Raw genomic sequence first — 22,506 nt, 5'->3', positions numbered from 1 at the left:
TAAGCATTTTTTTTACTATGAAATATATACTGTTTATCCTGTTAGTTTTAACTTTGGCAGCTTGTCAATCGGAGAAAGATAGGCGGTTGGAATATGCTTTGGAATTTGCCGGCGATAATCGCGTGGAGCTTGAAAAGGTATTAGAACATTATAGAACTGATCCGGAAAAATTGGAGGCAGCTCGTTTTTTAATTCGTAATATGCCGGGATGGTATTCTTATGAAGGAAATGAACTTGATTCTATTCACCATTTATTAGTTGGGGTTTGTGAAGGGCGTCCTATATCTAAAAGGGAGAAGAATAAATGGAACAGAATTTCCTTTGACTCTCTCTCCAAGATATATGACGCCCAAGTGATAACAGCGGAATATTTGATAGATAATATAGACCTGGCTTTTGAAGTTTGGAGGAAATATCCTTGGAATAGAAATTTGCCGTTCGATGATTTTTGCGAACTGATATTACCTTACAGAATAGCCGATGAACCTTTATCGGATTGGCGTAAATTGTATTATGAAGATTATGGAACTCTACTCGATTCTCTTTATAAGGGGGATGATGTTATTGAAGCTTCTAAGATCATTGACGGGAAACTGAGAAAGCTGTATTACATCTACAATACTGATTTTCGGATACCTCACTTGGATGCTGTTTTTCTTTATCATAATCGGATTGGTTATTGTCGTGAAGCATGCGACCTGACAATATATGCTATGCGTGCTTGTGGAATTCCTGTTGCGACCGACTATTTTGCTTATTCACCCGATTATCAACATTATCATTGTTGGACGATGTTGCGTGACACAACGGGAACTTTTCTTCAATTCGGATTTAATGAGTTTGAAGCGTCACGTGATACCTTACGGCATGACGGAAGGAAAAAGGGGAAGGTGTATCGCTATTGTTTTGGCGTACAACCTGAGAAAATCTCCGGGATTTCGGGCAATAAACGGTTGTATCCTGTGTTTAGAAATAGATTTGTGAAAGATGTGACATCTGAATATTTTGGAAGCAATGATACGACAATACCGATACAAATACCTGGAGAGCAATACATCTACTTAGGGATATTCAGTCCCGGCGGATGGATTCCTGTAGATATGGCACTTGGTAATGCGGGTAAGGTTACTTTCCGGGATATAGAACCCGATGTGATTTATCAGACTCTTTATCAGGGAGATGGAGGAAAACTTTATCCGGCGGGATATCCGTTCATATCTAAAAGGGGAGGTGAGTTTGTTTTGCTGAAACCCAATATCGATTTGATGAAGGAAGCTATATTAAGGCGGAAAATGCCTCAGCAAAAGACAATTGCGGAATGGGCTTATCGAGCAGTTATAGGGGCAAAGATTGAAGCTGCCAGTGATTTGTCATTTATACATGCAGATCTGTTATGGCAATTTGAGGATACGCTTACCACTAATTATTGCATATTAACTCCGCCTTCAAGAAAGAAGCATAGGTATGTGCGGTATGTTGCTCCGGCAGGGAAAAGAATGGAGTTGGCGGAACTGGCACTATTTAAGGATTCACTGTGTCAGGAGAAGATTCGGTTGAGGAGGATAAACAGTATAGAACCGATTGCAAAATTAGAGTATGTTACAGATGGCAATATATTGACTTATTTTCAGGCACGTGATACATCTTCTTATCTGGCCTATGATCTGGGAGAAAGTATGCCGATTGAAAGAATTGTTTTCTCTCCGCGTAACGATGATAATTACATTTGGCCCGGGGATAATTATGAGTTATTCTATCAAGACGGAATCAATGGATGGAAGTCATTAGGCAGGAAAGTGGCGACGGAAAGAAAAATTGAATTTTTAGTTCCGCAGAATGCCTTATTGTGGTTGAGAAACTGTACCAAAGGACGGGAAGAACAGGTTTTTATCTATAAAAATGGAAGGCAAACTTTTACGTTTGATTTATAAAAGTCGGGTGTGCGATGGCATACAGGTGGATATGTTATATATTTGTGGGTCTAATCTTAATTGGTGTACTATGGAGATATTGCTATTAAAAGACATGCGACTTAAACTTACAGCCGTTTTAGGAATATTATTCTTGGTTGTTTCATGCCAAAGACAACCGGAGGAGGTGTTTATTCCTGTTTTACCGTTAGATTTAACTTCTGCTACTTCTGTTCCTTATCAGGTGGTACGGACTGATTATTTATTCTCTTATCCGGAGTGTATGTGGATAGATGGTGATTGCTTGATTGTTCAAGATAAACGGGCTGTTACCAAACTTTTCCATCTGATAAACTTGACGGATGGGTTATTGAAAGAAGAGTTTTGTCTTTGGGGAGATGGACCGGGGGAATATTCGGATGCAACTTTGAATACTGTATGGGACCGGACAAAAGGAACTTTATCTTATTTTAGTGCCAATAAAAGGGCTCTGGTAACTTATCGTAAATATGGAGACTTTTTTAAATATAGTGATAGTCACTCTTTAAGGGGAATGGAAGGAAGCAAAGATACACATTTTAAAGAAATGATTCCTTGTGGTAAGCATTATATCGCCTTAGGGGAGCGTGGCATATTTCAACAGAGGCGTTTTGCCGTATTGGATAGTGCTTGCCAGATTATGAACCAATTGGGAAACTACCCCGCATTGTCAGATTTGCTGGTGGATCCGGAGAATGATTTGCAAAAGATGCTATTTGATCCTGCTTTGTTTAAGATATCTCCCGACTGGGGAAAAGCCGTTTTTGCAACTTATAGGGGTGCGTTAATTCAGTTCTATGATTTAAAGGGGCTGCCCGATTCAATACATCATGTGTACTCCAGGCAACTGGAGGTACCTATCAAAAAGTCGCAAATCTCAAAAGAACATGAGGGGTGGGTTTATGGCTTTGAGGATGTTTCTGTGACTGATAGTGCCGTTTATGCTATTTACAATGGAGAAACAGCAGAAGAGAATCCTTTGTTAGGGAAAAAAAATTTAGTATTTGACTGGCAAGGCAACCTTCAGAAGATATATCAGTTAGATTTAAACTTGCGTTGTTTGACAATTGATGAACGCAGACATTGTATTTATGCCGTTGGTTACACAGAAGAAGATGGCTTCTTTTTGGTGACTATAAATATGTAATAATAAAGATGTGTGCTTATTACTAACTGGATGAATTAATATTGTTAATTCTGTTGTGAACCTCTTTTTTCCTGAGGACTGAAAGGTTTAGTTCATCATCAGACTCATATACGGTTGCATCTCGCACAGTATTTTTTCTGATAGTTCACCGATGGTCATTCGGGTGTGTGCTCCCGGTAAGCGGACCTCACTGGTCATGCACTTTCCATTGCAAAGATAATAATATCCGTTATTGGCTGACAATTGTTCATCGGTCAGTTCAATGTTCATTTCTATTTCCGGATGACTGGCTGCGTAGAGCTGAAGAACTGTTCGGGCATCAATGACACGTGCCATTCCTAATGTTTCGTTGGGCAGGGAGGCTACAGGAGGAAGTTGAAGAATGATCCGGTCGGTGCCATTCCTTAGCCCGGCCCGGCAGAGCAATTGTGCCCGGACAGCTTCATTGTCAGCAAATAACTCGTTGATATACGAGGTATTATCGTGTTTATAGACAACAGCTATACCCGTTATTCGATTGTCCTTTCGGGCTACGAGAGCGGTATTTTGTGTCAAGGCAAGATCGGCAAGAACTACTTTGAAATCAGTAGACGTATGTTGTAAACAACAGGTACGTTCTGATAATTTGCCGTTCAAATATTGATAAACATCTTCTTGGTATTCTGTAACTTCCTCAATGCTGCCCGTTTCCGAATCGGCAGGTAATTCTGAAAGAGAGAAGGATTGGTGAGAGATGCGGAAAACCGGGGCATAACCTGCTTTTGCATAATAACCGAACAACCAGGGTTCAGCGGGAATAAGCGTACTAAACAGGACACCGTTGCGGAGCATACGTGCAAAACTTTGTGACAGTAGTTCGCGCATCACTCCTTTGCTTCGATAGTCGGGATGAGTGCATGCGCCGGATATGTATGAAGTAGGCACGGTTTGACCACAAAACGTCATGGGATAAGGGAGCATTTGGAGCGCAGCAATCACTTCTTCGCCACTTTGGATGGCTAAGTTGACTTCGTTGTTATAACGAAGCCGGAAGTAGAGTTCGATGAATGCTTCGCTATCATCGAAACACAATTTCCATAATGATTTTACCTGTTCTCTTATCATCAGTATGCTACCATTTTATCATTTCTACAGGTTGTTCTTTCAAACAAGCCATATATTTCTCCAGAATCGTTTCCGGGTGATATGAGAGCTTAGCTTTACGCAACCCTTCTATTCCCAAATCTTCTTCACGGTTGATGTAAATATATTGTTCGGGGATGTGGTTGGCAAATTCGTAATTGATCATGGCATAAGCTCCATCAATATTCGTATCTGCTTTTTCCACATGTACACCGAAGGTTTCTTTATTGATCGGCATGCCGAAAGTAAAAGCTACAATCTGACCATTGACATGCAGGATACCTCCCGTTAATCCTAACTCTTCGAAATGGTTGAGGGCATAGAGCAAAGCACGGCGCTCGTTTCCGGTTCCCTCCTGCTGGTCACAGTCATTGGCTTTGCACCATTTTGCTTCCAGTTCCAGACATTCCTGAATTCTGTCTTTGGTGATCGGAGTGTATTCGTAATCAGGGTATGTGTTGCGAAATTTGTTGATGTGATTCCGCTTTGACTGGAATTTTTTTCCCTTCAGTGTTGCGAGATCGCTGCGCAAATAAATGTAGTCGGCATAATCACGGTCAACCGTGAATCCAAACTGACCGGGCATGATAGCCTCAAGGTCTTCGCGCATACACGAACAGACACCCAGCATACAAAAAGGTTCGCCCTCCTGCCGGGCATCCTCAACCAGTTCGTTCAATACCTTTTCGAGGTTTCCTTCACCGACAGGCATCATATAAGCCAGTTCATCACCGGCCCAAAATTTGAAAACCAGAAAATTGTCGACTATGGCAAACTTGGTGTGATACAAGAACCGCCAGCTGCATAAGTTTGAAAAAGATAGGTCGCAGTTGCGGCGACAACTATTCATCGTGTAAGCTGTGATGGTATCCTTATCCTGGATCGTTATATCTTTGAATGCGATCATAAAGTTTTTGTTTCCTAATTAACTGTTTATATATAACAAAGATAAAACGATTTTGTTAGAGAATGCCTAACATTCGTAAAATAGTTGGAGTCAACAATGCGGTAAATATACCGTTGAGCGTTAAGCCAAGACTTGCATAGGCTCCGTATTTGCTACTGATGTCCATAGCCGTTGAGGTGCCGACGGCATGTGCGGCCGTACCCATGGAGAGTCCTTGAGCTATAGGACTACCTACGTGCATGATTTTCATGGTCTTGAAACCTAATACAGCACCCAGCAGACCTACACATACTACTACAGCTGCTGTCAGTGACGGAATTCCCCCCAATGTTTTAGTGACTTCCATAGCAATCGGAGTGGTTACCGATTTAGGAGCAAGTGACAGAATTACTTCCTGCGAGGCTCCCATTAACTTGGCTATCAATACTACTGATATCACACCGACGATACAGCCGGCCAATTGGGACAGAATGATGGGAAGCAGCTGTTTTTTTATGGTTTCAAGTTGCAGATATAAAGGAACTCCAAGTGCTACGACTGCCGGCTTCAGCCAAAATTCAATCAGATGTCCACCCTGATTGTAAGTCTCAAAAGAGATGTTTGTTATTTTGAGGAAGATAATAATGACTGCAATAGTCAACAGGATCGGATTTAGCAACAGAATTCCTGTCTTTTTCTGTAAAAGCTTGGCAAAGAAGTAAATCCCAAAAGTGATTGCCAACAGGAAAAATTCATTTTCTAAATAGTTCATTTGAGTTTACGTGTTAATTGATGAACCCATCCGGTGATGACAAGCACCAGCAGGGTACTGACTAAGGTAGCTATCACAATCGGCCAGAATTGCGCCGCAATGATGTCGAAATACAACATCAGGGCCACTCCCGGGGGGATGAAGAAGAAACCAAGATTAGCAACCAGAAAGTCGGACATTCCTTGCACCCAATGCAATTTGATCCAACCTAATTTTAAAAAAAGGGTGAGCAGCAACATCCCGATGATGCTGGACGGGAGCTTAATTCCCGTGAGATAAACAATCAATTCACCCAAAGCCAAACAGCCAAATAAAATGGCACACTGACGTATCATACTATTACCTATTGAATTTTGAAAACGTTGCAAAGTTATGAAAAATAGAGTTAGGGTATCAACTAATATGGTACGAAGATTCTTTTTTAACAGTGGGCAACTACAAAAAAATCAAGAAAAAGTAAACGAAATGGATTACTTTATCTATTTTTGCAAAATGAAAAACGAATATACATAACGAATATTAACTACTAAAAACAGAATTGACATGAAAAAGAGTTTGTTAATCAGTGTTTTTGCAACACTGGCAATGATGATTTCTTTAAATGCATTTGCACAAGAAAAAGCGACAGGTAAGGCTTATAAAGCAATTCAAAAGGACGAAAAAGTAATCAACAAAGATTTGCAGAAAAAAGCGATTAAAGAAGCCCGCAAAGAGGCGAAAGCACTGGCAAAAGAAGGCTTCAAGACTCCGGTTGGAAAATTGCCGTTGGACAAACAGCTGGAAAATTCATGGGAAAAACAGATGGAAATTGATATGAATGGCAATCCATATTGGTATATAGCAACTGCAAGAGTGATTGGTGGAAATCAGTCGGCTGCGGCTATGCAGGCAACCAATACTGCTAAGATTGACATTGCCGGACAGGTTCAGACAAAGGTGACTCAACTGATTGAATCGAAGGTTGCCAATGACGATATGGGACAGGAAGAAGCGGCCAGCCTGTCGAGTGCTGTAGCTGCCGGAAAAAGTATTATCAGCGGAACATTGGGGCGCACTATTCCTTTGGTGGAAGTGTACAGGACATTGCCAAATAAAAATGTTGAGGTAATGGTTACCATTGGTTACAGTCTGGAGGCGGCAAACAAAGTTGCTGTCAAAGCGCTTAGCGAAGAATTGGCTAAAAAATCACCGGAACTGGCTAAAGAACTGGATAAACTTGCTCAGTGAGTTTTAATATAAAAAGGCAAACTGAATGAACATAAACAGGCTATTAGGAATTTTAGCTGTACTTTTATTGACCGCTGCCAGCGCTCTTTACGCGCAGAAACCCGTAAAAGTGAAAGGTGTACAAGGGCGTTGGCAGGTCAGCGATGACATCACATTGAAGCAGGCGGAAGAGCGTGCTTTTATGGAAGCAAAGAAAGCTGCTTTGCAAAAGGCGGGCGTGATGGAGAATGTGTGGTCTGTTTTTGGGCAGATTACCCAGGAAGACGGACAGGAGCTTCACGAAGCTTATTCGCAAATGAATGTGCTTGCTATCGGAGGAATGGTGAATATTACTAATAAAAAGGTAGAAGAGGTTTGGGACACAGATACACGCAGCTTGTATAAGGTAGTAACCATCGATGCCGAAGTGCAGAAAGAGGATAAACCGGACAGTTCGTATGCTCTCGAAGTGAAAGGGGTGGAGACACTCTATCGTGAGGGGGATGTGTTTCACTGTAAATTGACTGTACATGGTACGGATTCATACTTGAAGTTTTTCTGGTTCGACAGTAATGGGGGAGCTTTGCTTTATCCTAATAGTTACGAACCCAATACGTTGTTGAAAGCCGGCAAAGAATATTCGATTCCTTTCAGTAATGCTGTGGACTATCGTATGGAGAAACAGCATAACAAGGAGAGCGAGAAGATAAATATGATGATGGTGGCAACTAAAGAGGATATTCCGTTTACTAAAGAGGTCACTTATCAGAATGTATTAGAGTGGGTGTACTCTATTCCGGCAGTTCAGCGTTGTGCTTTTTATGATATGGTACTTATAAAATAGTGGTTCCCGAACTACTGACCGTTAATCATTAATCACTTATTATGATGAAAACGAAATATTACTTTTCTTTCGTTTTTGCGTCACTCTTTCTGGTTCCATCCGTTGCTATGGCACAGGATGTGAACTATCAGAAGGAGTTTGATAATTTCCAAAAGAAACAGCAGAAAGAATATAAAGACTTTAAAAATAAAGCAGACGAAGAGTTTGCCACATTTCTGAAGGAAGCGTGGCAAAAGTATAATGCCTCTGTGGGGGATTCAATGCCGACACGACCGGAACCGGTGAAACCGACACTTTTCGATAAAAAGAAACCTGTCCCTGCTCCGGTAGAGATTAAGCCGGCGGCTCCCAAAATACCTGTGTCCGATAAACCGGGAGTAGGGGATAAAGTAAATGTGGAAGTTAAAAAGCCGGATCTGCCTGCGGTAGCAGATAAGCCGGCACCCGGTGTCTATGTACCGGGTAAACCTTATACTCCTGTGAAAGTTGATATCCCGGTTCCGCTGCCCGGAAGTTCGGCCCGTCGCAATGTGATTGAGTTCTATGGTACTCAGTTTGAGGTGGCTACGGATATTATTGAAGACTTTGTACTGGGGGGGACAAGCGAGAGTAAAGTTGCGGCTGCTTGGAGCCGGTTGTGTAAAGCCGATCACGAGCAATTGATTAACGATTGCGTCCGTTTGAAGAATGAGCACCGGATGAACGACTGGGCATTCTTGCTGTTCATTAAACAGTTAGGGGTACAAATGTGTGGTGCTGCCCGGAAAGATGATGTTGCTTTTTTACAGATGTTTATTCTCAATAAATGTGGATATAAGGTGCGTCTGTCTAAAATAAACGATAAGCTGAAGTTGTTGGTGGCTCCGGCAGGAACTATATTCGGTGTTCCGTATATTACTTTCAAGGGCGTCAAGTACTATGTGTTTGAAGCAGATAAGGGCGGTTCGATGGCTGTTTATACCTACAGTCAGGATTTTGCCAATGCCAAGAATCTGGTGTGTATGGATTTGAACGCTGTGCCACAGTTCGGTATGCAAGAGTTAGGTAAAACAGTATCTCCTTCGGAAAAATCTCTTCTTCAAATCAATGCGGTTGTCAATAAGAACCTGATGGACTTTTATAAAGATTATCCGCAATGTGAAGTTGCTGTCTACTATAAAACACCCATGAGCAAAGAGTTGAAGAGTGCCCTTTATCCGTCTTTGCAGACAGCTATAAAGGGAAAATCAGAGAAGGATGCTGCGAACATTCTGATTGATTTTGTACAGAATTCATTTCAATATCAGACAGATGGTGAACAATTTGGCTATGAAAAGCCTTTCTTCATGGACGAGAATTTTTATTATCCGGCTTGTGACTGTGAGGACCGTGCCATCTTGTTCTCCAATCTGGTGAAAGACTTGATGGGATTGGACGCTGTGCTGCTCGACTATCCGAACCATATCGCTTCGGCTGTCCGGTTCAACGAAGAAATCTCGGGTGACTACATCTTGCTGGATGGTAAAAAATATCTTATTTGTGATCCTACTTATATCGGTGCACCGATAGGAATGTGTATGGATCGTTTCAAGAGTGTAGCTCCGGAAATAATCCGTTAGTGTTAAATATTATAATAATTGCAGGTTCGGGGTAAAAAATACCCCGAATTGCAATGTTGATATTGCAATATTGTGTACTTTTGCGGCGTGAAATAACACACCCTACTGAATTTATATACAATATTAAATATCTATGCTTAATTTAATTAACTCTATCGTTGCGCGTGCGCAAGCTAATCGCCAGCGCATTGTCCTTCCCGAAGGTACAGAGGAACGTACCTTGAAAGCTGCCAATCAGATTTTGACAGATGAAGTTGCAGATTTGATTCTTTTGGGTAATCCGGAAGAAATTAATGCTGCCGCTGCCAAATGGGGACTCGGAAATATCAACAGGGCCACTATTATTGATCCTGAGAATCATCCGAAGAAAGAAGAATATGCGCAATTGTTGTGCGAACTCCGTAAGAAAAAAGGTATGACTATCGAAGAAGCCCGTAAATTGGTACTCGATCCGTTGTATCTGGGCTGTCTGATCATTAAAAGTGGTGACGCTGACGGACAATTGGCGGGTGCCCGTAATACTACGGGAGATGTGCTTCGTCCGGCTCTCCAGATTATAAAGACATCTCCGGGGATTACATGTGTGTCGGGTGCTATGCTGCTGTTGACACATGCACCGGAATGCGGTCAGAATGGTCTGCTGGTGATGGGGGATGTTGCTGTAACTCCGGTTCCGGACGCTTCACAACTGGCACAGATTGCCGTTTGTACAGCGCGTACTGCTCAGGCGGTAGCAGGAATAGCTGATCCGAAAGTAGCAATGCTTAGTTTCTCTACTAAAGGTTCGGCAAAGCATGAAAATGTGGACAAGGTGGTAGAGGCATTGAAATTAGCTAAAGAGATGGCACCCGATTTGAATATCGATGGTGAAATGCAGGCGGATGCTGCTCTGGTTCCTTCGGTAGGTGCGAGCAAGGCTCCCGGTTCTCCGGTTGCCGGTGAGGCAAATGTGCTGATTGTGCCGAGTCTGGAAGTTGGTAATATTTCTTATAAACTGGTGCAGCGTTTGGGACATGCCGATGCTGTAGGCCCGATTCTTCAGGGTATTGCCCGCCCGGTAAACGATCTTTCACGCGGATGTTCTATTGAAGACGTATACAGAATGATTGCAATCACAGCCAATCAGGCGATTGCTGCAAAGAATGGTAAATAATTAAATCGAAAATCAGATATGAAAGTTTTAGTGTTGAACTGTGGTAGTTCATCTATCAAATACAAGCTGTTCGATATGGACAGCAAAGAAGTGATTGCCCAGGGAGGAATCGAAAAAATCGGTTTGAAAGATTCATTCCTGAAACTGACTTTGCCCAACGGTGAGAAGAAAATCCTTGAGAAGGATATTCCGGAACATACTGTAGGGGTAGAGTTCATCCTGAATACCTTGGTAAGCCCGGAATATGGCGCTATCAAATCACTTGAAGAGATCAATGCCGTAGGTCATCGTATGGTACACGGGGGTGAACGCTTCAGTAAATCAGTATTACTGACTAAAGAAGTGCTTGAAGCTTTCGCTGCCTGCAACGATCTGGCTCCCCTCCACAATCCTGCTAACCTGAAAGGAGTTGATGCCATTACGGCTATTCTGCCGAATGTTCCGCAAATCGGTGTATTCGACACTGCATTCCACCAAACCATGCCGGAATATGCATACCTGTATGCTATTCCTTATGAATTGTACAAAAAGTACGGTGTACGTCGTTATGGTTTCCACGGAACTTCCCATCGTTACGTTTCACAGCGCGTGTGCGAATATCTGGGGATTAAACCGGAAGGACTGAAACTGATTACTTGCCATATCGGAAATGGTGGTTCGATCGCCGCTATCAAAGATGGCAAATGTATCGATACTTCTATGGGATTGACACCGTTGGAAGGTTTGATGATGGGTACCCGTTCTGGTGATATCGATGCCGGAGCTGTAACATTCATTATGGATAAGGAAGGTTTGACAACTACAGGCATTTCCAACCTGTTGAATAAGAAAAGCGGTGTGGCTGGTATGATGAACGGTTCAAGTGATATGCGTGACTTGGAGGCTGCCGTTGCAAAAGGTGATCCTCAGGCTATCTTGACAGAACAGATGTATTTCTACCGCATTAAGAAATATATTGGTGCATATGCTGCTGCTTTAGGAGGCGTAGACGTTATCCTGTTCACAGGTGGTGTCGGTGAAAATCAGGCAACTTGCCGTGCCGGTGTTTGTGAAGGACTGGAATTTCTGGGCGTGAAACTCGACGCTGAAAAGAATAAGGTTCGTGGTGAAGAGGCCATGATCTCAGCTGATGACTCAAGAGTGAAGGTAGTGGTGATCCCTACAGACGAAGAATTGCTGATTGCGTCTGATACAATGGCTATCCTGGATAAATAAAGGTTGATAAGTAATATAGAGGAAAGGCCGGAGGCGGAGATTTATTCTCTGTACTCCGGCTTTTTATATAGTTTGGGTGTGGAGGGAGGCAATCCGTTTTTGAGCGCTAAGCAGCCGGGGACGAGCTATTTAACAGAATATTCATACCCCTTTCTCCTTTTCTTCATTTTAAAAGTTTTATCTTTGCTATCACTAACTCAAATAAACTTAAATGATACAAGAATGAAACGACTTTTTTATTTCTTTCTTTTTGTCTGTGTGGCAGTTATTGCGAATGCTCAGGCAAAATATGTTTTCTATTTCATTGGTGATGGAATGGGTGTGAACCAAGTAAATGGTACGGAGATGTACCGTGCCGAAATCCAGAAAGGGCGCATTGGTGTGGAGCCTTTGCTTTTCACCCGGTTTCCCGTCGGAACGATGGCTACTACTTTTTCTGCTACCAACTCTGTGACAGATTCTTCTGCTGCCGGGACAGCCCTTTCAACCGGTGAAAAGACCTATAATGGTGCTATTGGCATGGATGATCAGAAGAATCCCTTACAGACTGTTGCCGAGAAAGCTAAGAAAGCCGGCAAGAAGGTTGGGGTTACTACCAGTGTAAGCGTCGATCATGCTACTCCTGCAGCTTTCTATGCACACCAGCCGGATCGTAATATGTATTATGAAATAGCTACCGATCTTCCTAAAGCCGGTTTTGACTTTTATGCTGGTGCCGGTTTCCTGAAACCGACTACTACTTACGACAAAAAAGAAGCTCCGAGCGTTTTCCCGATGTTCGAAGAAGCCGGTTACACCATTGCCCGTGGATATAACGATTATAAGGCTAAAGCTGCCACAGCCGGTAAGATGATTTTGATTCAGGAGGAAGGTGCCGATGCGGGTTCTTTGCCTTATGCTATCGACAGTAAAGAAGGTGACTTAACCCTCACACAGATAACGGAAAGCGCGATTGATTTTCTGACCAAAGGAAAAAATAAAGGTTTCTTCCTGATGGTAGAAGGTGGTAAGATAGACTGGGCATGCCATGGAAATGATGCTGCTACAGTGTTCCACGAAGTAGCCGATATGGATAATGCGATCAAAGTTGCTTATGAATTCTACAAAAAACATCCGAAAGAAACCCTGATTGTAGTAACTGCCGATCATGAGACAGGTGGTATGGCATTGGGAACCGGAAGATACGCTCTGAATCTTAAAGCACTTGAAAACCAGAAGGCATCTGCTGAAGAATTGTCTAAGAAGATCAGTGATTTGCGCAAAGCTAAGAACAACCATGTGGCTTGGGAAGACGTTAAAAATCTGTTGTCCGAACAGATGGGCTTCTGGTCTGTACTTCCTATCTCGTGGGAGCAGGAAAAGAAACTGCGTGACGAATATGAAAAGTCATTCGTGAAAAATAAAGTAGAATTTGCCGAGAGTATGTATGCCAAGACCGAACCGATGGCAGCCAAAGCCAAAGAGGTGATGGATCAAATCGCTATGGTAGGCTGGACCAGCGGTGGGCATTCTGCAGGATATGTGCCGGTGTTTGCTATCGGTGCCGGTTCTGATCTGTTCATCGGTAAAATGGATAATACAGAGATTCCGAGACGTATTGCAAAAGCGGGCGGATATAAGTAACCGGCAGGTAAGTTCACCATAGAGCCCGCAGAGTATACAGAGGATTTGTTGATATACGTATTAATAAACTCTGTGTACTCTGTGTGTTTTGTAATGAACTTGCCTCGTTGACGTTAATTTATCCTCAATATTCTCTATCTTTCAAAGAATTTCTTTAGCTTTGTCTTGTAAACTTTCAAAGAAATATAGAAATGACTAAGTTTGAAATAGAAGAAAAGATAGTAGATATGCTCAAAACCGTATTCGATCCCGAGATACCGGTAAACGTATACGATCTGGGACTGATCTACAAGATAGACGTCGCCGAAGAGGGAGAGGTTTCTATCGATATGACCCTGACCGCTCCTAATTGTCCTGCGGCAGATTTCATTATGGAAGATGTGCGGCAGAAAGTAGAGTCAATTGAGGGAGTGAATTCCGCCACTATCAATCTGGTTTTTGAGCCGGAGTGGGACAAAGATATGATGAGTGAAGAGGCTAAACTGGAACTGGGCTTTTTATAATCGTTACTGTTTTACTTCTATTCTTAAACGATCCATTCTTACAGTATGAAGAACGTATATTTCCTTTCTGATGCCCACTTGGGTTCACGTGCCATAGAGCACGGACGTACACAGGAGCGGCGCCTGGTCAATTTTCTCGACAGCATTAAACATAAAGCTACCGCGGTATATCTGCTGGGTGACATGTTCGACTTTTGGTATGAGTTCCGTTTGGTGGTGCCCAAAGGTTATACCCGTTTTTTAGGAAAACTCTCTGAACTGACTGATATGGGAGTAGAGGTGCATTTCTTTACGGGCAACCATGATCTTTGGTGTGGCGATTACCTGACCAGGGAGTGTGGGGTGACGATTCACCGTGAGCCGGTGACTACGGAAATCTATGGGAAAGAGTTCTATTTGGCGCATGGTGACGGACTGGGCGATCCGGACAAAAAGTTTAAGTTACTGCGCACGATGTTCCATAGTCGTACGTTGCAGACTTTATTTTCCGCCATTCATCCCCGTTGGAGTATGGATTTAGGACTGAATTGGGCCAAACATAGCCGATTGAAACGTGAAGGGGGGAAAGAGCCTGATTATATGGGTGAAGATAAGGAGTTCTTGGTGCTTTACACAAAGGAGTATCTGAAAAATCATCCCGATATAAACTTCTTCATCTACGGTCACCGTCACATTGAACTTGACTTGATGTTAAGTGCTACCGCACGTATACTTATTCTGGGCGACTGGATCAATTATTTCTCCTATGCGGTGTTTGATGGTGAGAACCTGTTTCTTGAGAATTACATCGAGGGAGAAACACAGCTTTAATTTTCCGGAGTCAGTTGCCGGAGACGAATCAGATAAGCCCTTCGTCAGCAAAACTATAAAAACAACCGTCGCAGACAATGATATGATCCGTCAGGGTAATATTCATTGTTTGCGACGCTTTTTGTATAGCTGCCGTCAGGCGTTTGTCTTCCTGGCTTGGTTTTGCATTGCCCGACGGATGATTGTGAATCAGAGCTATCTGTGTGGCACGTCCTATCAGGGCTTCCCGCAAGATGGTACGTACATCGGCGTATGTTCCGTCAATCCCCCCTGTACTGATACGTAATTTGCTGATTACTTTGCATGCCTGATTCAAAAGTAGGATCCAGAACTCCTCTTGTGGCAGGTCGCACATTAATGGGTGGAACAGCCTGTAAATGTCCTCTGAGCATCTGACTTGTTCACGCTCTTTGCTCTCCTGTAGTTTGCGCCTTTTCCCCAGTTCAAGAGCTGCCATGATAGTAAGACTTTTGGCGGGTCCCATGCCCTTGAACGAGGAAAAGTCCCGTACTTCCCATTTTCCCAGTTCATTCAGGTTATTGTCGCAAGAGGCAAGTATCCTTCTCGTCAGTTCAACGGCACTCTCTTCCGTATTGCCCGAACCTATCAAGATGCCCAATAGCTCGGCGTCGCTCAATGCTTCGGCACCTTTTGCCATCATTTTTTCGCGTGGCCTATCGGCTTTGGACCACTGGTTGATGTTTAGTTTTTGTTTGTTTTTCATAAGTTGGATAGAGAGTGTTTGTATTCTTTTTATATCAACAACTGAAAGACCGCCTTTTTTATTTATAGAAGTTCTTGCGGAAAGCTTCAAACTCGCTTCTTCCCAATACACAGCGTTCCCACCAGGCACGCCAGAATCCCGTTCCGTATCCGATAAGTTGGATGAAAGAGGCAGCGATGGAATAGATGCCGATGCGTAAACTTTTGTTTTGCAGCGAAGAATCCAGACAGACCAGCAATGTATAAAGCAGAATCGGGACAAGACTGAACAGGCAGAAGGGAGTACATAATAGCAGAAGGGTAACTCCTAATGTGAATGCAGCCGGTAGCAGATGGACGACTTTCAGCGATTCGGGATATTTTTTATAGAGGTTGATACGCGCAATGCCGGAGTTGTGTACTTGCTTGAAGAACTTCTTAAAATCTGTGCGCCGTTTGTGGTATACCCAGGCACCGGGAAAGAGACGGCATCGGTATCCTCCTTTGAAAATGCGAATGCTGAAATCGATGTCTTCGCCGAAGCGCATATTAGAGAAACCTCCCAATGCCTGATAGACTTCACGGCGGACACCCATATTGAAACTTCGCGGATAGAACTTATCCATTTTCTTTTTACCCCCGCGTATGCCTCCGGTAGTGAAGAAAGAAGTCATCGAATAATTGATCGCTTTCTGTATATCAGTGAAAGAACTATGTGCCCGGTCCGGTCCGCCAAAGGCATCGGCCGGGGTGGTAGAAAGTTCCTGTTCCACTGCATCGAAGTATCCTTCGGGAAGGATACAGTCCGAATCTAATATGATAAGGTAGTCCCCTCCGCTGCGTTCGGCCCCGTAATTACGGGTCTGTCCCGGGCCGGAGTTTGGTTTGGCGTAATAATGTATGTCCAGTTTCCCTTGATATTTATTTACTATCGCTTCGCAAGGGACAGATGATCCGTCTTCTACCACTATGACTTCGAAATCCTTGAAATGTTGGGTAGTGAGGCTTTGCAATAATTCGTCCACTTCATCGGGACGATTGTAAACGGGGATAATAACGGAGTATCGCATAGGTTTAATGATAATCGGTTGTTGACTTGCAAATATATGCCATTATTTTTCGATAACCGTCATGGATGGTAATAAAAAAATGCGGCCCCTATTCCCGTAAGGGATAGAGACCACATTTTTTTTCGGCAGTTAACCTGTTTATGCTTTTACACGACCTACATAAGAGCCGTCACGAGTATCGATTTCGATTGTTTCGCCTTCGTTGATAAATAGCGGAACACGAACGGTTGCACCTGATTCTACAGTAGCCGGTTTCAATGTGTTAGTAGCTGTATCCCCTTTCATGCCCGGTTCTGTATAAGTAACCTTCATCTGAACTTTGATAGGCATATCAGCGTAAAGTACGGTTTCAGTAGAAGCATCAGATACTACTTCCAGAACGGCACCTTCCAACAGGAAGTCTACACCGTTGATCAGGTCGTGGGCAATCGGGTGTTGGTCGAAAGTTTCCTGATTCATAAAGATATAGTCTTCACCTTCTTTATATAAGAACTGGTAGGGACGACGTTCTACACGTACATCTTCCAACTTTTCACCGATGTTGAAGCGACGTTCGAGAACGTATCCGCTTACCACATCTTTCAGTTTAGTACGCATGAAAGTGTTACCTTTTCCAGGTTTAACGTGGAGGAATTCGATACAGAAATACAGTTTGCCATCCATGCGGATACAAGTTCCGTTCTTGATGTCTTGAGCATTAATCATACTTGATATTCTTTATTTTATAGATTGTTATTGAGTTATCTTCGAACCTTTTCGAGTGCAAAAGTAATCTAAATCGGCAAAAAACACAAAATGTTTTGACTAAAAATGACTTAACTCTTGGTTTATTTAAAAAAAGTGCCTATTTTTGCAGCCCGAATCCGTAGAAATAATAACATAAAACAAGATACAGTAATGAAAAGAACATTTCAACCCTCTAACAGAAAGAGAAAAAACAAACACGGTTTCCGTGAGAGAATGGCTACAGCTAACGGTCGTAGAGTATTGGCTGCGCGTCGCGCTAAAGGTCGTAAGAAACTGACTGTTTCTGACGAATACAACGGAGTGAAGGCATAAGTATTAGCCATAGCAAACGAATAAGAAGAAGTGAAGGAGGATTCCTTTGCTTCTTTTTGTTTTAATAAGCTTTTATCAAAAACTCAGTGAAACTCTGTGATACTGTGTAGCGAAAATAGTATCTTTGTCCGGATTAACAGCTTATAATTATGACGATAAAAGAATTTTTTTCTTTCAAAGCCAATAGATTCTTCTGGGTAAACATCATAGCCATGGTTGTGGTGGCTGTGCTCATTGTGTTCGGCGCACTTAAAGGATTGGATATATACACACGCCATGGCCAAGCTGTAGTGGTGCCCGACGTAAAAGGGATGTCTGTAAGCGAGGCTGAAAAGATGTTCCGGGATCAGGGACTGACTTATGTTGTGTCCGATTCCAATTATGTAAAGAACAAACCGTCCGGCATCATTCTTGATCTTAATCCGTCGGTCGGGCAGAAAGTGAAAGAAGGACGAACGATCTACCTCACAATAAATACACTCAGTACTCCTTTGTGCGTAGTGCCCGATGTGGCCGATAACAGCTCCGTGCGTCAGGCACAGGCAAAGTTAATGGCTGCCGGTTTTAAGCTGACCGAGAACCGGATGGTGAGCGGAGAGAAGGACTGGGTATATGGTGTCATTTATCAGGGACACCAGTTGCAGATTGGAGATAAAGCTCCTATTGGTGCTACTTTGACTCTGATGGTGGGTGACGGGGTGCAATCTGCCGGAGCCGATTCGGTCGATATGGTAGAAGATGCTGCCATTTCTGCTGATGATTCTGGTACTGAAGACGATTCCTGGTTTTAATGTAAGAAACGTATACGTAGAAAAAACGCATGATAGAAGAATTGCCTGACGAACTTGAACAGGACGAATTGGATGATATAGAACCTGTAGGTGACGAGAACCAGCTCTACGAGCATTTCCGTGTGGTAGTGGACAAAGGGCAGGCGATGGTCCGGGTAGATAAATATTTGTTTGAACGCATCGTCAATGCTTCGCGCAATCGCATACAGAAGGCTGCTGAAGACGGTTTTGTCATGGCTAACGGCAAGCCCGTGAAGAGTAGCTATAAGGTGAAACCGCTGGATGTGATTACGGTGATGATGGATCGTCCCCGCTACGATAATGAGATTATTCCTGAAGACATTCCCTTGAATATTGTCTACGAAGACAAATACCTGATGGTGGTGAACAAGCCTGCCGGGCTGGTTGTGCACCCCGGACACGGAAACTATCATGGTACATTGGTCAATGCCATCGCCTGGCATCTGAAAGATAATTCGGACTATGATGCTAACGACCCTCATGTGGGATTGGTACATCGCATCGATAAAGATACTTCGGGGTTACTGGTCATTGCTAAAACTCCGGATGCCAAAACCAATTTGGGCATTCAGTTTTTCAACAAGACTACCAAACGCAGATACCGTGCACTCGTATGGGGAATTGTCGATCAGGACGAAGGTACCATCGTAGGGAGTATCGCCCGTAATCCGAAAGACCGGATGCAAATGGCCGTTATGCCCGACCCGGCTCAAGGAAAACATGCTGTCACCCATTACCGGGTACTCGAGCGTCTGGGATATGTCACTCTGGTGGAATGTATTCTTGAAACAGGGCGTACGCACCAGATACGCGTACACATGAAGCATATCGGTCACGTACTCTTTAATGACGAACGGTATGGCGGTCACGAAATCCTGAAGGGAACTCACTTTAGTAAATACAAACAATTTGTAAACAATTGCTTCGACACTTGTCCGCGGCAGGCCTTGCACGCCATGACGCTGGGGTTTGTGCATCCCGTCACTGGTGAAGAGATGCATTTCACTTCGGAGTTGCCGGATGATATGACCCGGTTGATAGAGAAGTGGCGAGGCTATATTAGCAACAGAGATTTAGAATGAAACGCAACATTGCCATCGTGGCAGGAGGCGATACCTCCGAAATCGTAGTTTCCCTGCGTAGTGCACAGGGCATTTACTCCTTCATTGATAAGGAGAAGTATAATTTGTACATCGTAGAAATGGAAGGCCGTCGCTGGGAAGTGCAGTTGCCGGACGGAAGTAAAACGCCGGTAGACAGAAACGACTTTAGTTTTATGAATGGGGCGGAGAAGGTTGTATTCGACTTTGCCTATATCACCATTCATGGGACGCCGGGTGAAGACGGACGTTTGCAGGGGTATTTCGACATGATGCGCATTCCGTATTCGTGTTGTGGTGTATTGGCTGCTGCCATCACTTACGATAAGTTTGTCTGCAACCAGTATCTCAAGGCATTTGGCGTACGTATCTCCGAATCATTGTTGTTGCGTCAGGGACAGACTGTTTCCGATGAGGATGTGATAGAGAAGATCGGTCTGCCTTGCTTCATCAAACCCAATTTAGGGGGGTCCAGTTTTGGAGTGACAAAGGTAAAAACGCGCGAACAAATTCAGCCGGCTATCGCTAAAGCTTTCGGCGAAGCGGAAGAGGTAATGATAGAAGCTTTTATGGCCGGAACAGAATTGACTTGCGGTTGTTATAAGACGAAAGAAAAATCGGTCGTTTTCCCGTTGACTGAGGTAGTGACGCATAATGAGTTTTTCGATTACGATGCGAAGTACAACGGACAAGTAGACGAAATCACTCCGGCACGTGTATCGGAAGAACTGACCGAACGGGTACAGGCATTGACTTCGGCTATCTATGATATATTGGGATGTTCGGGCATTATCCGCGTAGACTATATCATTACGGAAGGTGAAAAGATTAATCTTCTGGAGGTGAATACCACACCGGGTATGACCGCTACCAGCTTCATTCCCCAACAGGTGCGTGCTGCCGGAATGGATATAAAAGATGTAATGACTGATATTATTGAGAATAAATTTTAACTGTAAGCTGTGAGCAATGGGCTACAGGCTGCACAAACCGCAAGTTTGGTGTGGTATAAGATAGCGTGGCTCTCGTAGCTTATACAAAGAATGAAAGCTATGAATACAACCGAGTTTGATGAAATCCGTCCTTACAACGACGAAGAGCTCCCCGGAGTTTTCGAAGAACTGATTGCCGATCCGGCTTTTCAGAAAGTGGTTGCCGGGGTGATACCGGATGTTCCCTTTGAGATGTTGGCACAAAAGATGCGTGCCTGCAAAACGAAACTGGAATTTCAGAAGACCTTCTGTTACGGTCTGCTGTGGAAACTGGCGGGGGAGTGTACTGATGGTATCTCATTAGATCATACGGCTATTCCGGACAAGAGTAAGGCATACACATACATTTCGAATCACCGGGATATAATCCTCGATTCCGGCTTCTTGTCGGTACTGTTAGTCGACCAGGGGATGGATACGGTGGAAATTGCCATTGGTGATAACCTGCTGATTTATCCGTGGATCAAAAAGTTTGTCCGGGTCAATAAATCATTTATCGTACAGCGCGCACTGACTATGCGGCAAATGCTTGAATCATCGGCACGTATGTCCCGTTATATGCACTATACGATTGGTCAAAAGAACCAGTCCATCTGGATTGCACAGCGTGAAGGACGTGCCAAGGACTCCAATGACCGCACCCAGGACAGTGTGCTCAAGATGCTTGCGATGGGTGGAGAGGGTGATGTAGTGGATCGTCTGATGGAGATGAATATTGCTCCTCTTGCTATTTCTTACGAATATGATCCTTGCGATTACCTGAAAGCACAGGAGTTCCAGTTGAAACGTGATATAGAGGGGTATAAGAAGACCATGGAAGACGATCTGAAAAATATGCAGACCGGTCTGTTTGGTTATAAAGGTAAGGTACACTTCCAGACCGGGGCCTGCCTCAATGATTTGCTTTCGACAGTGGATCGTTCTTTGCCTAAGCCTGAGTTGTTTACACGCATCTCTACATGGATCGACGAACGCATTCATGGCAATTATCGACTCTACCCGGGCAATTATGTGGCTCATGACTTGCTGACCGGCAAAAATGATTTTGAGTCCCATTATACATTGGCCGACAAACAACGTTTCGAAGCCTATATGGAGAAACAGCTTGGAAAGATTGAGATACCCGATAAGGATATTCCATTCTTGCGTGAAAAGTTGTTGCTGATGTATGCTAATCCGCTTGTGAATTACTTAGCTGCACGTCAATGAGAATATGGGTGCTGCATATCGCCCGACTTGTATTGCTCTCTGCTTTCCTGATCTCCTGTAATGAAGAAGAGGGAGCCTCTTACCCTCCTGTGAAACTGGAGTTTCTGACCGCTGAGGCGGGAGCAGACGGTACTTTGCAAACATTGGTAACGGATAAGGGAGAGCGTCTGGTGGTGGCAGAAGACCGCACCCGGACGGAATTATTCCCGAATGGAAGTAGCCGCGTGGTGAGTAATTATGAAGTAATCTCGTCCGCCGGTGGGCAGAAGGAGGTGCGGATTTATGCATTGGCCAATACTGTATCTCCTGCCCCGGTACCCGCTGCGGAGTTCGGAAATGGTTTGAAACTGGACCCGGTTGATGTGCTGAGTATCTGGATGGGGCGTGATTTTCTGAATATGATCCTCTCCATCAAAGCACAAAGTGAGAAACACAGGTTCCATTTCATTGAAGAGTCCGTTGTGAGGGATGCCGTAACAGGGCGGTTAACTGTCCGTTTGATGCTCTATCATGATAATGGAGGAGATATGGAAGCCTATACCAAACGGGCTTATGTCTCGGTGCCGTTGGGCCGGTATGCGGCAAGTGCTGCCGAACCGGCAATGATTTATTTCAGCTTGCATACGTATGACGGGAAGGTGAAGACCTATCAGTTTGAGTACGTACCCAGTCACTAATCATTAATTACTAAAAAGTTGTGTTTTGAATTTATTATTTAATTCTGTAGAGATGTG

General features: G+C 43.7%; 23 protein-coding genes. 16 read left to right on the top strand and 7 right to left on the bottom strand.

What is annotated here, in order from left to right:
• Window positions 1-17 precede the first annotated feature (17 nt).
• Together ISX59_RS06645 and ISX59_RS06640 are read left to right on the top strand one after the other, a co-directional pair.
• Window positions 18-1,931 carry a discoidin domain-containing protein gene (locus ISX59_RS06645; protein ID WP_032540316.1) on the top strand — a complete coding sequence of 638 codons (1,914 nt, stop codon included), beginning with the start codon at window positions 18-20 and terminating at the stop codon, window positions 1,929-1,931.
• Window positions 1,900-3,096 carry a BF3164 family lipoprotein gene (locus ISX59_RS06640; RefSeq protein ID WP_032540315.1) on the top strand — a complete coding sequence of 399 codons (1,197 nt, stop codon included), beginning with the start codon at window positions 1,900-1,902 and terminating at the stop codon, window positions 3,094-3,096. The genes ISX59_RS06645 and ISX59_RS06640 overlap by 32 nt, the downstream gene beginning before the upstream one ends.
• Before the next feature lie 87 nt (window positions 3,097-3,183).
• Here ISX59_RS06640 and eis read toward each other — a convergent pair whose 3' ends face one another.
• Genes eis through ISX59_RS06620 form a run of 4 tightly spaced genes read right to left on the bottom strand, consistent with a single transcriptional unit; the run spans window position 3,184 to window position 6,211 of the window.
• Entirely contained in the window at window positions 3,184-4,200 is a 1,017-nt protein-coding gene (gene eis, locus ISX59_RS06635; protein ID WP_005778999.1) for an enhanced intracellular survival protein Eis, read from the bottom strand.
• A 7-nt stretch (window positions 4,201-4,207) separates the two neighbouring features.
• Window positions 4,208-5,125: a DUF2156 domain-containing protein gene (locus ISX59_RS06630; RefSeq protein WP_005778998.1), complete on the bottom strand. Its 918-nt coding sequence runs from the start codon at window positions 5,123-5,125 to the stop codon at window positions 4,208-4,210.
• Between the two features lie 55 nt (window positions 5,126-5,180).
• Window positions 5,181-5,876, bottom strand: coding sequence for an LrgB family protein (locus ISX59_RS06625; protein WP_005778997.1), 696 nt, complete (start codon window positions 5,874-5,876; stop codon window positions 5,181-5,183).
• A complete protein-coding gene (locus tag ISX59_RS06620) occupies window positions 5,873-6,211 on the bottom strand; it encodes a CidA/LrgA family protein (protein ID WP_005784314.1) in 339 nt (112 codons plus the stop codon). Before ISX59_RS06620 ends, ISX59_RS06625 begins: the two co-directional genes overlap by 4 nt.
• A 208-nt stretch (window positions 6,212-6,419) precedes the next feature.
• Here ISX59_RS06620 and ISX59_RS06615 point away from each other — a divergent pair, with 208 nt between their 5' ends.
• The 8 genes from ISX59_RS06615 to ISX59_RS06580 all read left to right on the top strand — a co-directional run bounded on the left by ISX59_RS06615 (window position 6,420) and on the right by ISX59_RS06580 (window position 14,828).
• Window positions 6,420-7,103: a hypothetical protein gene (locus ISX59_RS06615; protein ID WP_005778995.1), complete on the top strand. Its 684-nt coding sequence runs from the start codon at window positions 6,420-6,422 to the stop codon at window positions 7,101-7,103.
• A gap of 25 nt (window positions 7,104-7,128) precedes the next feature.
• On the top strand, window positions 7,129-7,926 hold the full coding sequence (locus ISX59_RS06610; RefSeq protein ID WP_032540314.1) for a DUF4384 domain-containing protein: 798 nt from the start codon (window positions 7,129-7,131) through the stop codon (window positions 7,924-7,926).
• A 44-nt stretch (window positions 7,927-7,970) separates the two neighbouring features.
• Entirely contained in the window at window positions 7,971-9,524 is a 1,554-nt protein-coding gene (locus ISX59_RS06605; RefSeq protein WP_175414002.1) for a hypothetical protein, read from the top strand.
• 133 nt (window positions 9,525-9,657) lie between these two features.
• Entirely contained in the window at window positions 9,658-10,677 is a 1,020-nt protein-coding gene (gene pta, locus ISX59_RS06600) for a phosphate acetyltransferase (protein WP_005810809.1), read from the top strand.
• An 18-nt stretch (window positions 10,678-10,695) separates the two neighbouring features.
• Window positions 10,696-11,892: an acetate kinase gene (locus ISX59_RS06595; RefSeq protein ID WP_032542899.1), complete on the top strand. Its 1,197-nt coding sequence runs from the start codon at window positions 10,696-10,698 to the stop codon at window positions 11,890-11,892.
• 222 nt (window positions 11,893-12,114) lie between these two features.
• Window positions 12,115-13,515, top strand: a complete 1,401-nt coding sequence (locus ISX59_RS06590) for an alkaline phosphatase (protein WP_005778990.1) — start codon at window positions 12,115-12,117, stop codon at window positions 13,513-13,515.
• Between the two features lie 191 nt (window positions 13,516-13,706).
• Window positions 13,707-14,018 carry a metal-sulfur cluster assembly factor gene (locus ISX59_RS06585; RefSeq protein ID WP_005778989.1) on the top strand — a complete coding sequence of 104 codons (312 nt, stop codon included), beginning with the start codon at window positions 13,707-13,709 and terminating at the stop codon, window positions 14,016-14,018.
• A gap of 45 nt (window positions 14,019-14,063) precedes the next feature.
• Window positions 14,064-14,828 carry a UDP-2,3-diacylglucosamine diphosphatase gene (locus tag ISX59_RS06580; protein WP_122296862.1) on the top strand — a complete coding sequence of 255 codons (765 nt, stop codon included), beginning with the start codon at window positions 14,064-14,066 and terminating at the stop codon, window positions 14,826-14,828.
• Window positions 14,829-14,856: 28 nt separating this feature from the next.
• Here the strand turns inward: ISX59_RS06580 and radC are convergent, their stop codons facing one another.
• From radC to efp, 3 genes are all read right to left on the bottom strand, one after another.
• Window positions 14,857-15,552, bottom strand: coding sequence for a DNA repair protein RadC (gene radC / locus ISX59_RS06575; protein WP_032531360.1), 696 nt, complete (start codon window positions 15,550-15,552; stop codon window positions 14,857-14,859).
• A 58-nt stretch (window positions 15,553-15,610) separates the two neighbouring features.
• On the bottom strand, window positions 15,611-16,600 hold the full coding sequence (locus ISX59_RS06570; RefSeq protein ID WP_220575749.1) for a glycosyltransferase family 2 protein: 990 nt from the start codon (window positions 16,598-16,600) through the stop codon (window positions 15,611-15,613).
• A gap of 138 nt (window positions 16,601-16,738) precedes the next feature.
• Window positions 16,739-17,305: an elongation factor P gene (efp, locus tag ISX59_RS06565; protein WP_005778982.1), complete on the bottom strand. Its 567-nt coding sequence runs from the start codon at window positions 17,303-17,305 to the stop codon at window positions 16,739-16,741.
• 192 nt (window positions 17,306-17,497) lie between these two features.
• Here efp and rpmH point away from each other — a divergent pair, with 192 nt between their 5' ends.
• From rpmH to ISX59_RS06535, 6 genes are all read left to right on the top strand, one after another.
• Window positions 17,498-17,659, top strand: coding sequence for a 50S ribosomal protein L34 (gene rpmH, locus ISX59_RS06560; protein ID WP_004292199.1), 162 nt, complete (start codon window positions 17,498-17,500; stop codon window positions 17,657-17,659).
• Between the two features lie 149 nt (window positions 17,660-17,808).
• Window positions 17,809-18,450 carry a PASTA domain-containing protein gene (locus ISX59_RS06555; protein WP_022011442.1) on the top strand — a complete coding sequence of 214 codons (642 nt, stop codon included), beginning with the start codon at window positions 17,809-17,811 and terminating at the stop codon, window positions 18,448-18,450.
• Between the two features lie 29 nt (window positions 18,451-18,479).
• On the top strand, window positions 18,480-19,553 hold the full coding sequence (locus ISX59_RS06550) for an RluA family pseudouridine synthase (protein WP_022011443.1): 1,074 nt from the start codon (window positions 18,480-18,482) through the stop codon (window positions 19,551-19,553).
• Window positions 19,550-20,524 carry a D-alanine--D-alanine ligase gene (locus tag ISX59_RS06545; protein WP_022011444.1) on the top strand — a complete coding sequence of 325 codons (975 nt, stop codon included), beginning with the start codon at window positions 19,550-19,552 and terminating at the stop codon, window positions 20,522-20,524. Before ISX59_RS06550 ends, ISX59_RS06545 begins: the two co-directional genes overlap by 4 nt.
• 99 nt (window positions 20,525-20,623) lie before the next feature.
• Window positions 20,624-21,772, top strand: a complete 1,149-nt coding sequence (locus tag ISX59_RS06540; protein WP_005778973.1) for a 1-acyl-sn-glycerol-3-phosphate acyltransferase — start codon at window positions 20,624-20,626, stop codon at window positions 21,770-21,772.
• Window positions 21,769-22,449 carry a NigD-like protein gene (locus ISX59_RS06535; RefSeq protein ID WP_122296861.1) on the top strand — a complete coding sequence of 227 codons (681 nt, stop codon included), beginning with the start codon at window positions 21,769-21,771 and terminating at the stop codon, window positions 22,447-22,449. Before ISX59_RS06540 ends, ISX59_RS06535 begins: the two co-directional genes overlap by 4 nt.
• Window positions 22,450-22,506 lie beyond the last annotated feature (57 nt).

Origin of the sequence: Bacteroides sp. FSHCM14E1 (genome assembly GCF_019633785.1) — a bacterium.
GTDB classification, from domain to species: Bacteria; Bacteroidota; Bacteroidia; order Bacteroidales; family Bacteroidaceae; genus Bacteroides; species Bacteroides hominis.
Note: the sequence above shows the minus strand (reverse complement) of the source record. Positions and strands in the feature narration are given on the sequence as shown.

Bases quoted from the DNA above. Each gene is read 5' to 3' on its own strand.
- ISX59_RS06645 (WP_032540316.1), top strand. From the start codon at position 18: ATGAAATATATACTGTTTATCCTGTTAGTTTTAACTTTGGCAGCTTGT.
- radC (WP_032531360.1), bottom strand. From the start codon at position 15,552: ATGAAAAACAAACAAAAACTAAACATCAACCAGTGGTCCAAAGCCGAT.
- ISX59_RS06630 (WP_005778998.1), bottom strand. From the start codon at position 5,125: ATGATCGCATTCAAAGATATAACGATCCAGGATAAGGATACCATCACA.
- efp (WP_005778982.1), bottom strand. From the start codon at position 17,305: ATGATTAATGCTCAAGACATCAAGAACGGAACTTGTATCCGCATGGAT.
- ISX59_RS06540 (WP_005778973.1), top strand. From the start codon at position 20,624: ATGAATACAACCGAGTTTGATGAAATCCGTCCTTACAACGACGAAGAG.
- ISX59_RS06570 (WP_220575749.1), bottom strand. From the start codon at position 16,600: ATGCGATACTCCGTTATTATCCCCGTTTACAATCGTCCCGATGAAGTG.
- ISX59_RS06625 (WP_005778997.1), bottom strand. From the start codon at position 5,876: ATGAACTATTTAGAAAATGAATTTTTCCTGTTGGCAATCACTTTTGGG.
- ISX59_RS06545 (WP_022011444.1), top strand. From the start codon at position 19,550: ATGAAACGCAACATTGCCATCGTGGCAGGAGGCGATACCTCCGAAATC.
- ISX59_RS06620 (WP_005784314.1), bottom strand. From the start codon at position 6,211: ATGATACGTCAGTGTGCCATTTTATTTGGCTGTTTGGCTTTGGGTGAA.
- eis (WP_005778999.1), bottom strand. From the start codon at position 4,200: ATGATAAGAGAACAGGTAAAATCATTATGGAAATTGTGTTTCGATGAT.
- ISX59_RS06605 (WP_175414002.1), top strand. From the start codon at position 7,971: ATGAAAACGAAATATTACTTTTCTTTCGTTTTTGCGTCACTCTTTCTG.
- ISX59_RS06590 (WP_005778990.1), top strand. From the start codon at position 12,115: ATGAAACGACTTTTTTATTTCTTTCTTTTTGTCTGTGTGGCAGTTATT.
- rpmH (WP_004292199.1), top strand. From the start codon at position 17,498: ATGAAAAGAACATTTCAACCCTCTAACAGAAAGAGAAAAAACAAACAC.
- ISX59_RS06585 (WP_005778989.1), top strand. From the start codon at position 13,707: ATGACTAAGTTTGAAATAGAAGAAAAGATAGTAGATATGCTCAAAACC.
- ISX59_RS06640 (WP_032540315.1), top strand. From the start codon at position 1,900: ATGGAAGGCAAACTTTTACGTTTGATTTATAAAAGTCGGGTGTGCGAT.
- pta (WP_005810809.1), top strand. From the start codon at position 9,658: ATGCTTAATTTAATTAACTCTATCGTTGCGCGTGCGCAAGCTAATCGC.
- ISX59_RS06595 (WP_032542899.1), top strand. From the start codon at position 10,696: ATGAAAGTTTTAGTGTTGAACTGTGGTAGTTCATCTATCAAATACAAG.
- ISX59_RS06550 (WP_022011443.1), top strand. From the start codon at position 18,480: ATGATAGAAGAATTGCCTGACGAACTTGAACAGGACGAATTGGATGAT.
- ISX59_RS06610 (WP_032540314.1), top strand. From the start codon at position 7,129: ATGAACATAAACAGGCTATTAGGAATTTTAGCTGTACTTTTATTGACC.
- ISX59_RS06580 (WP_122296862.1), top strand. From the start codon at position 14,064: ATGAAGAACGTATATTTCCTTTCTGATGCCCACTTGGGTTCACGTGCC.
- ISX59_RS06535 (WP_122296861.1), top strand. From the start codon at position 21,769: ATGAGAATATGGGTGCTGCATATCGCCCGACTTGTATTGCTCTCTGCT.
- ISX59_RS06555 (WP_022011442.1), top strand. From the start codon at position 17,809: ATGACGATAAAAGAATTTTTTTCTTTCAAAGCCAATAGATTCTTCTGG.
- ISX59_RS06615 (WP_005778995.1), top strand. From the start codon at position 6,420: ATGAAAAAGAGTTTGTTAATCAGTGTTTTTGCAACACTGGCAATGATG.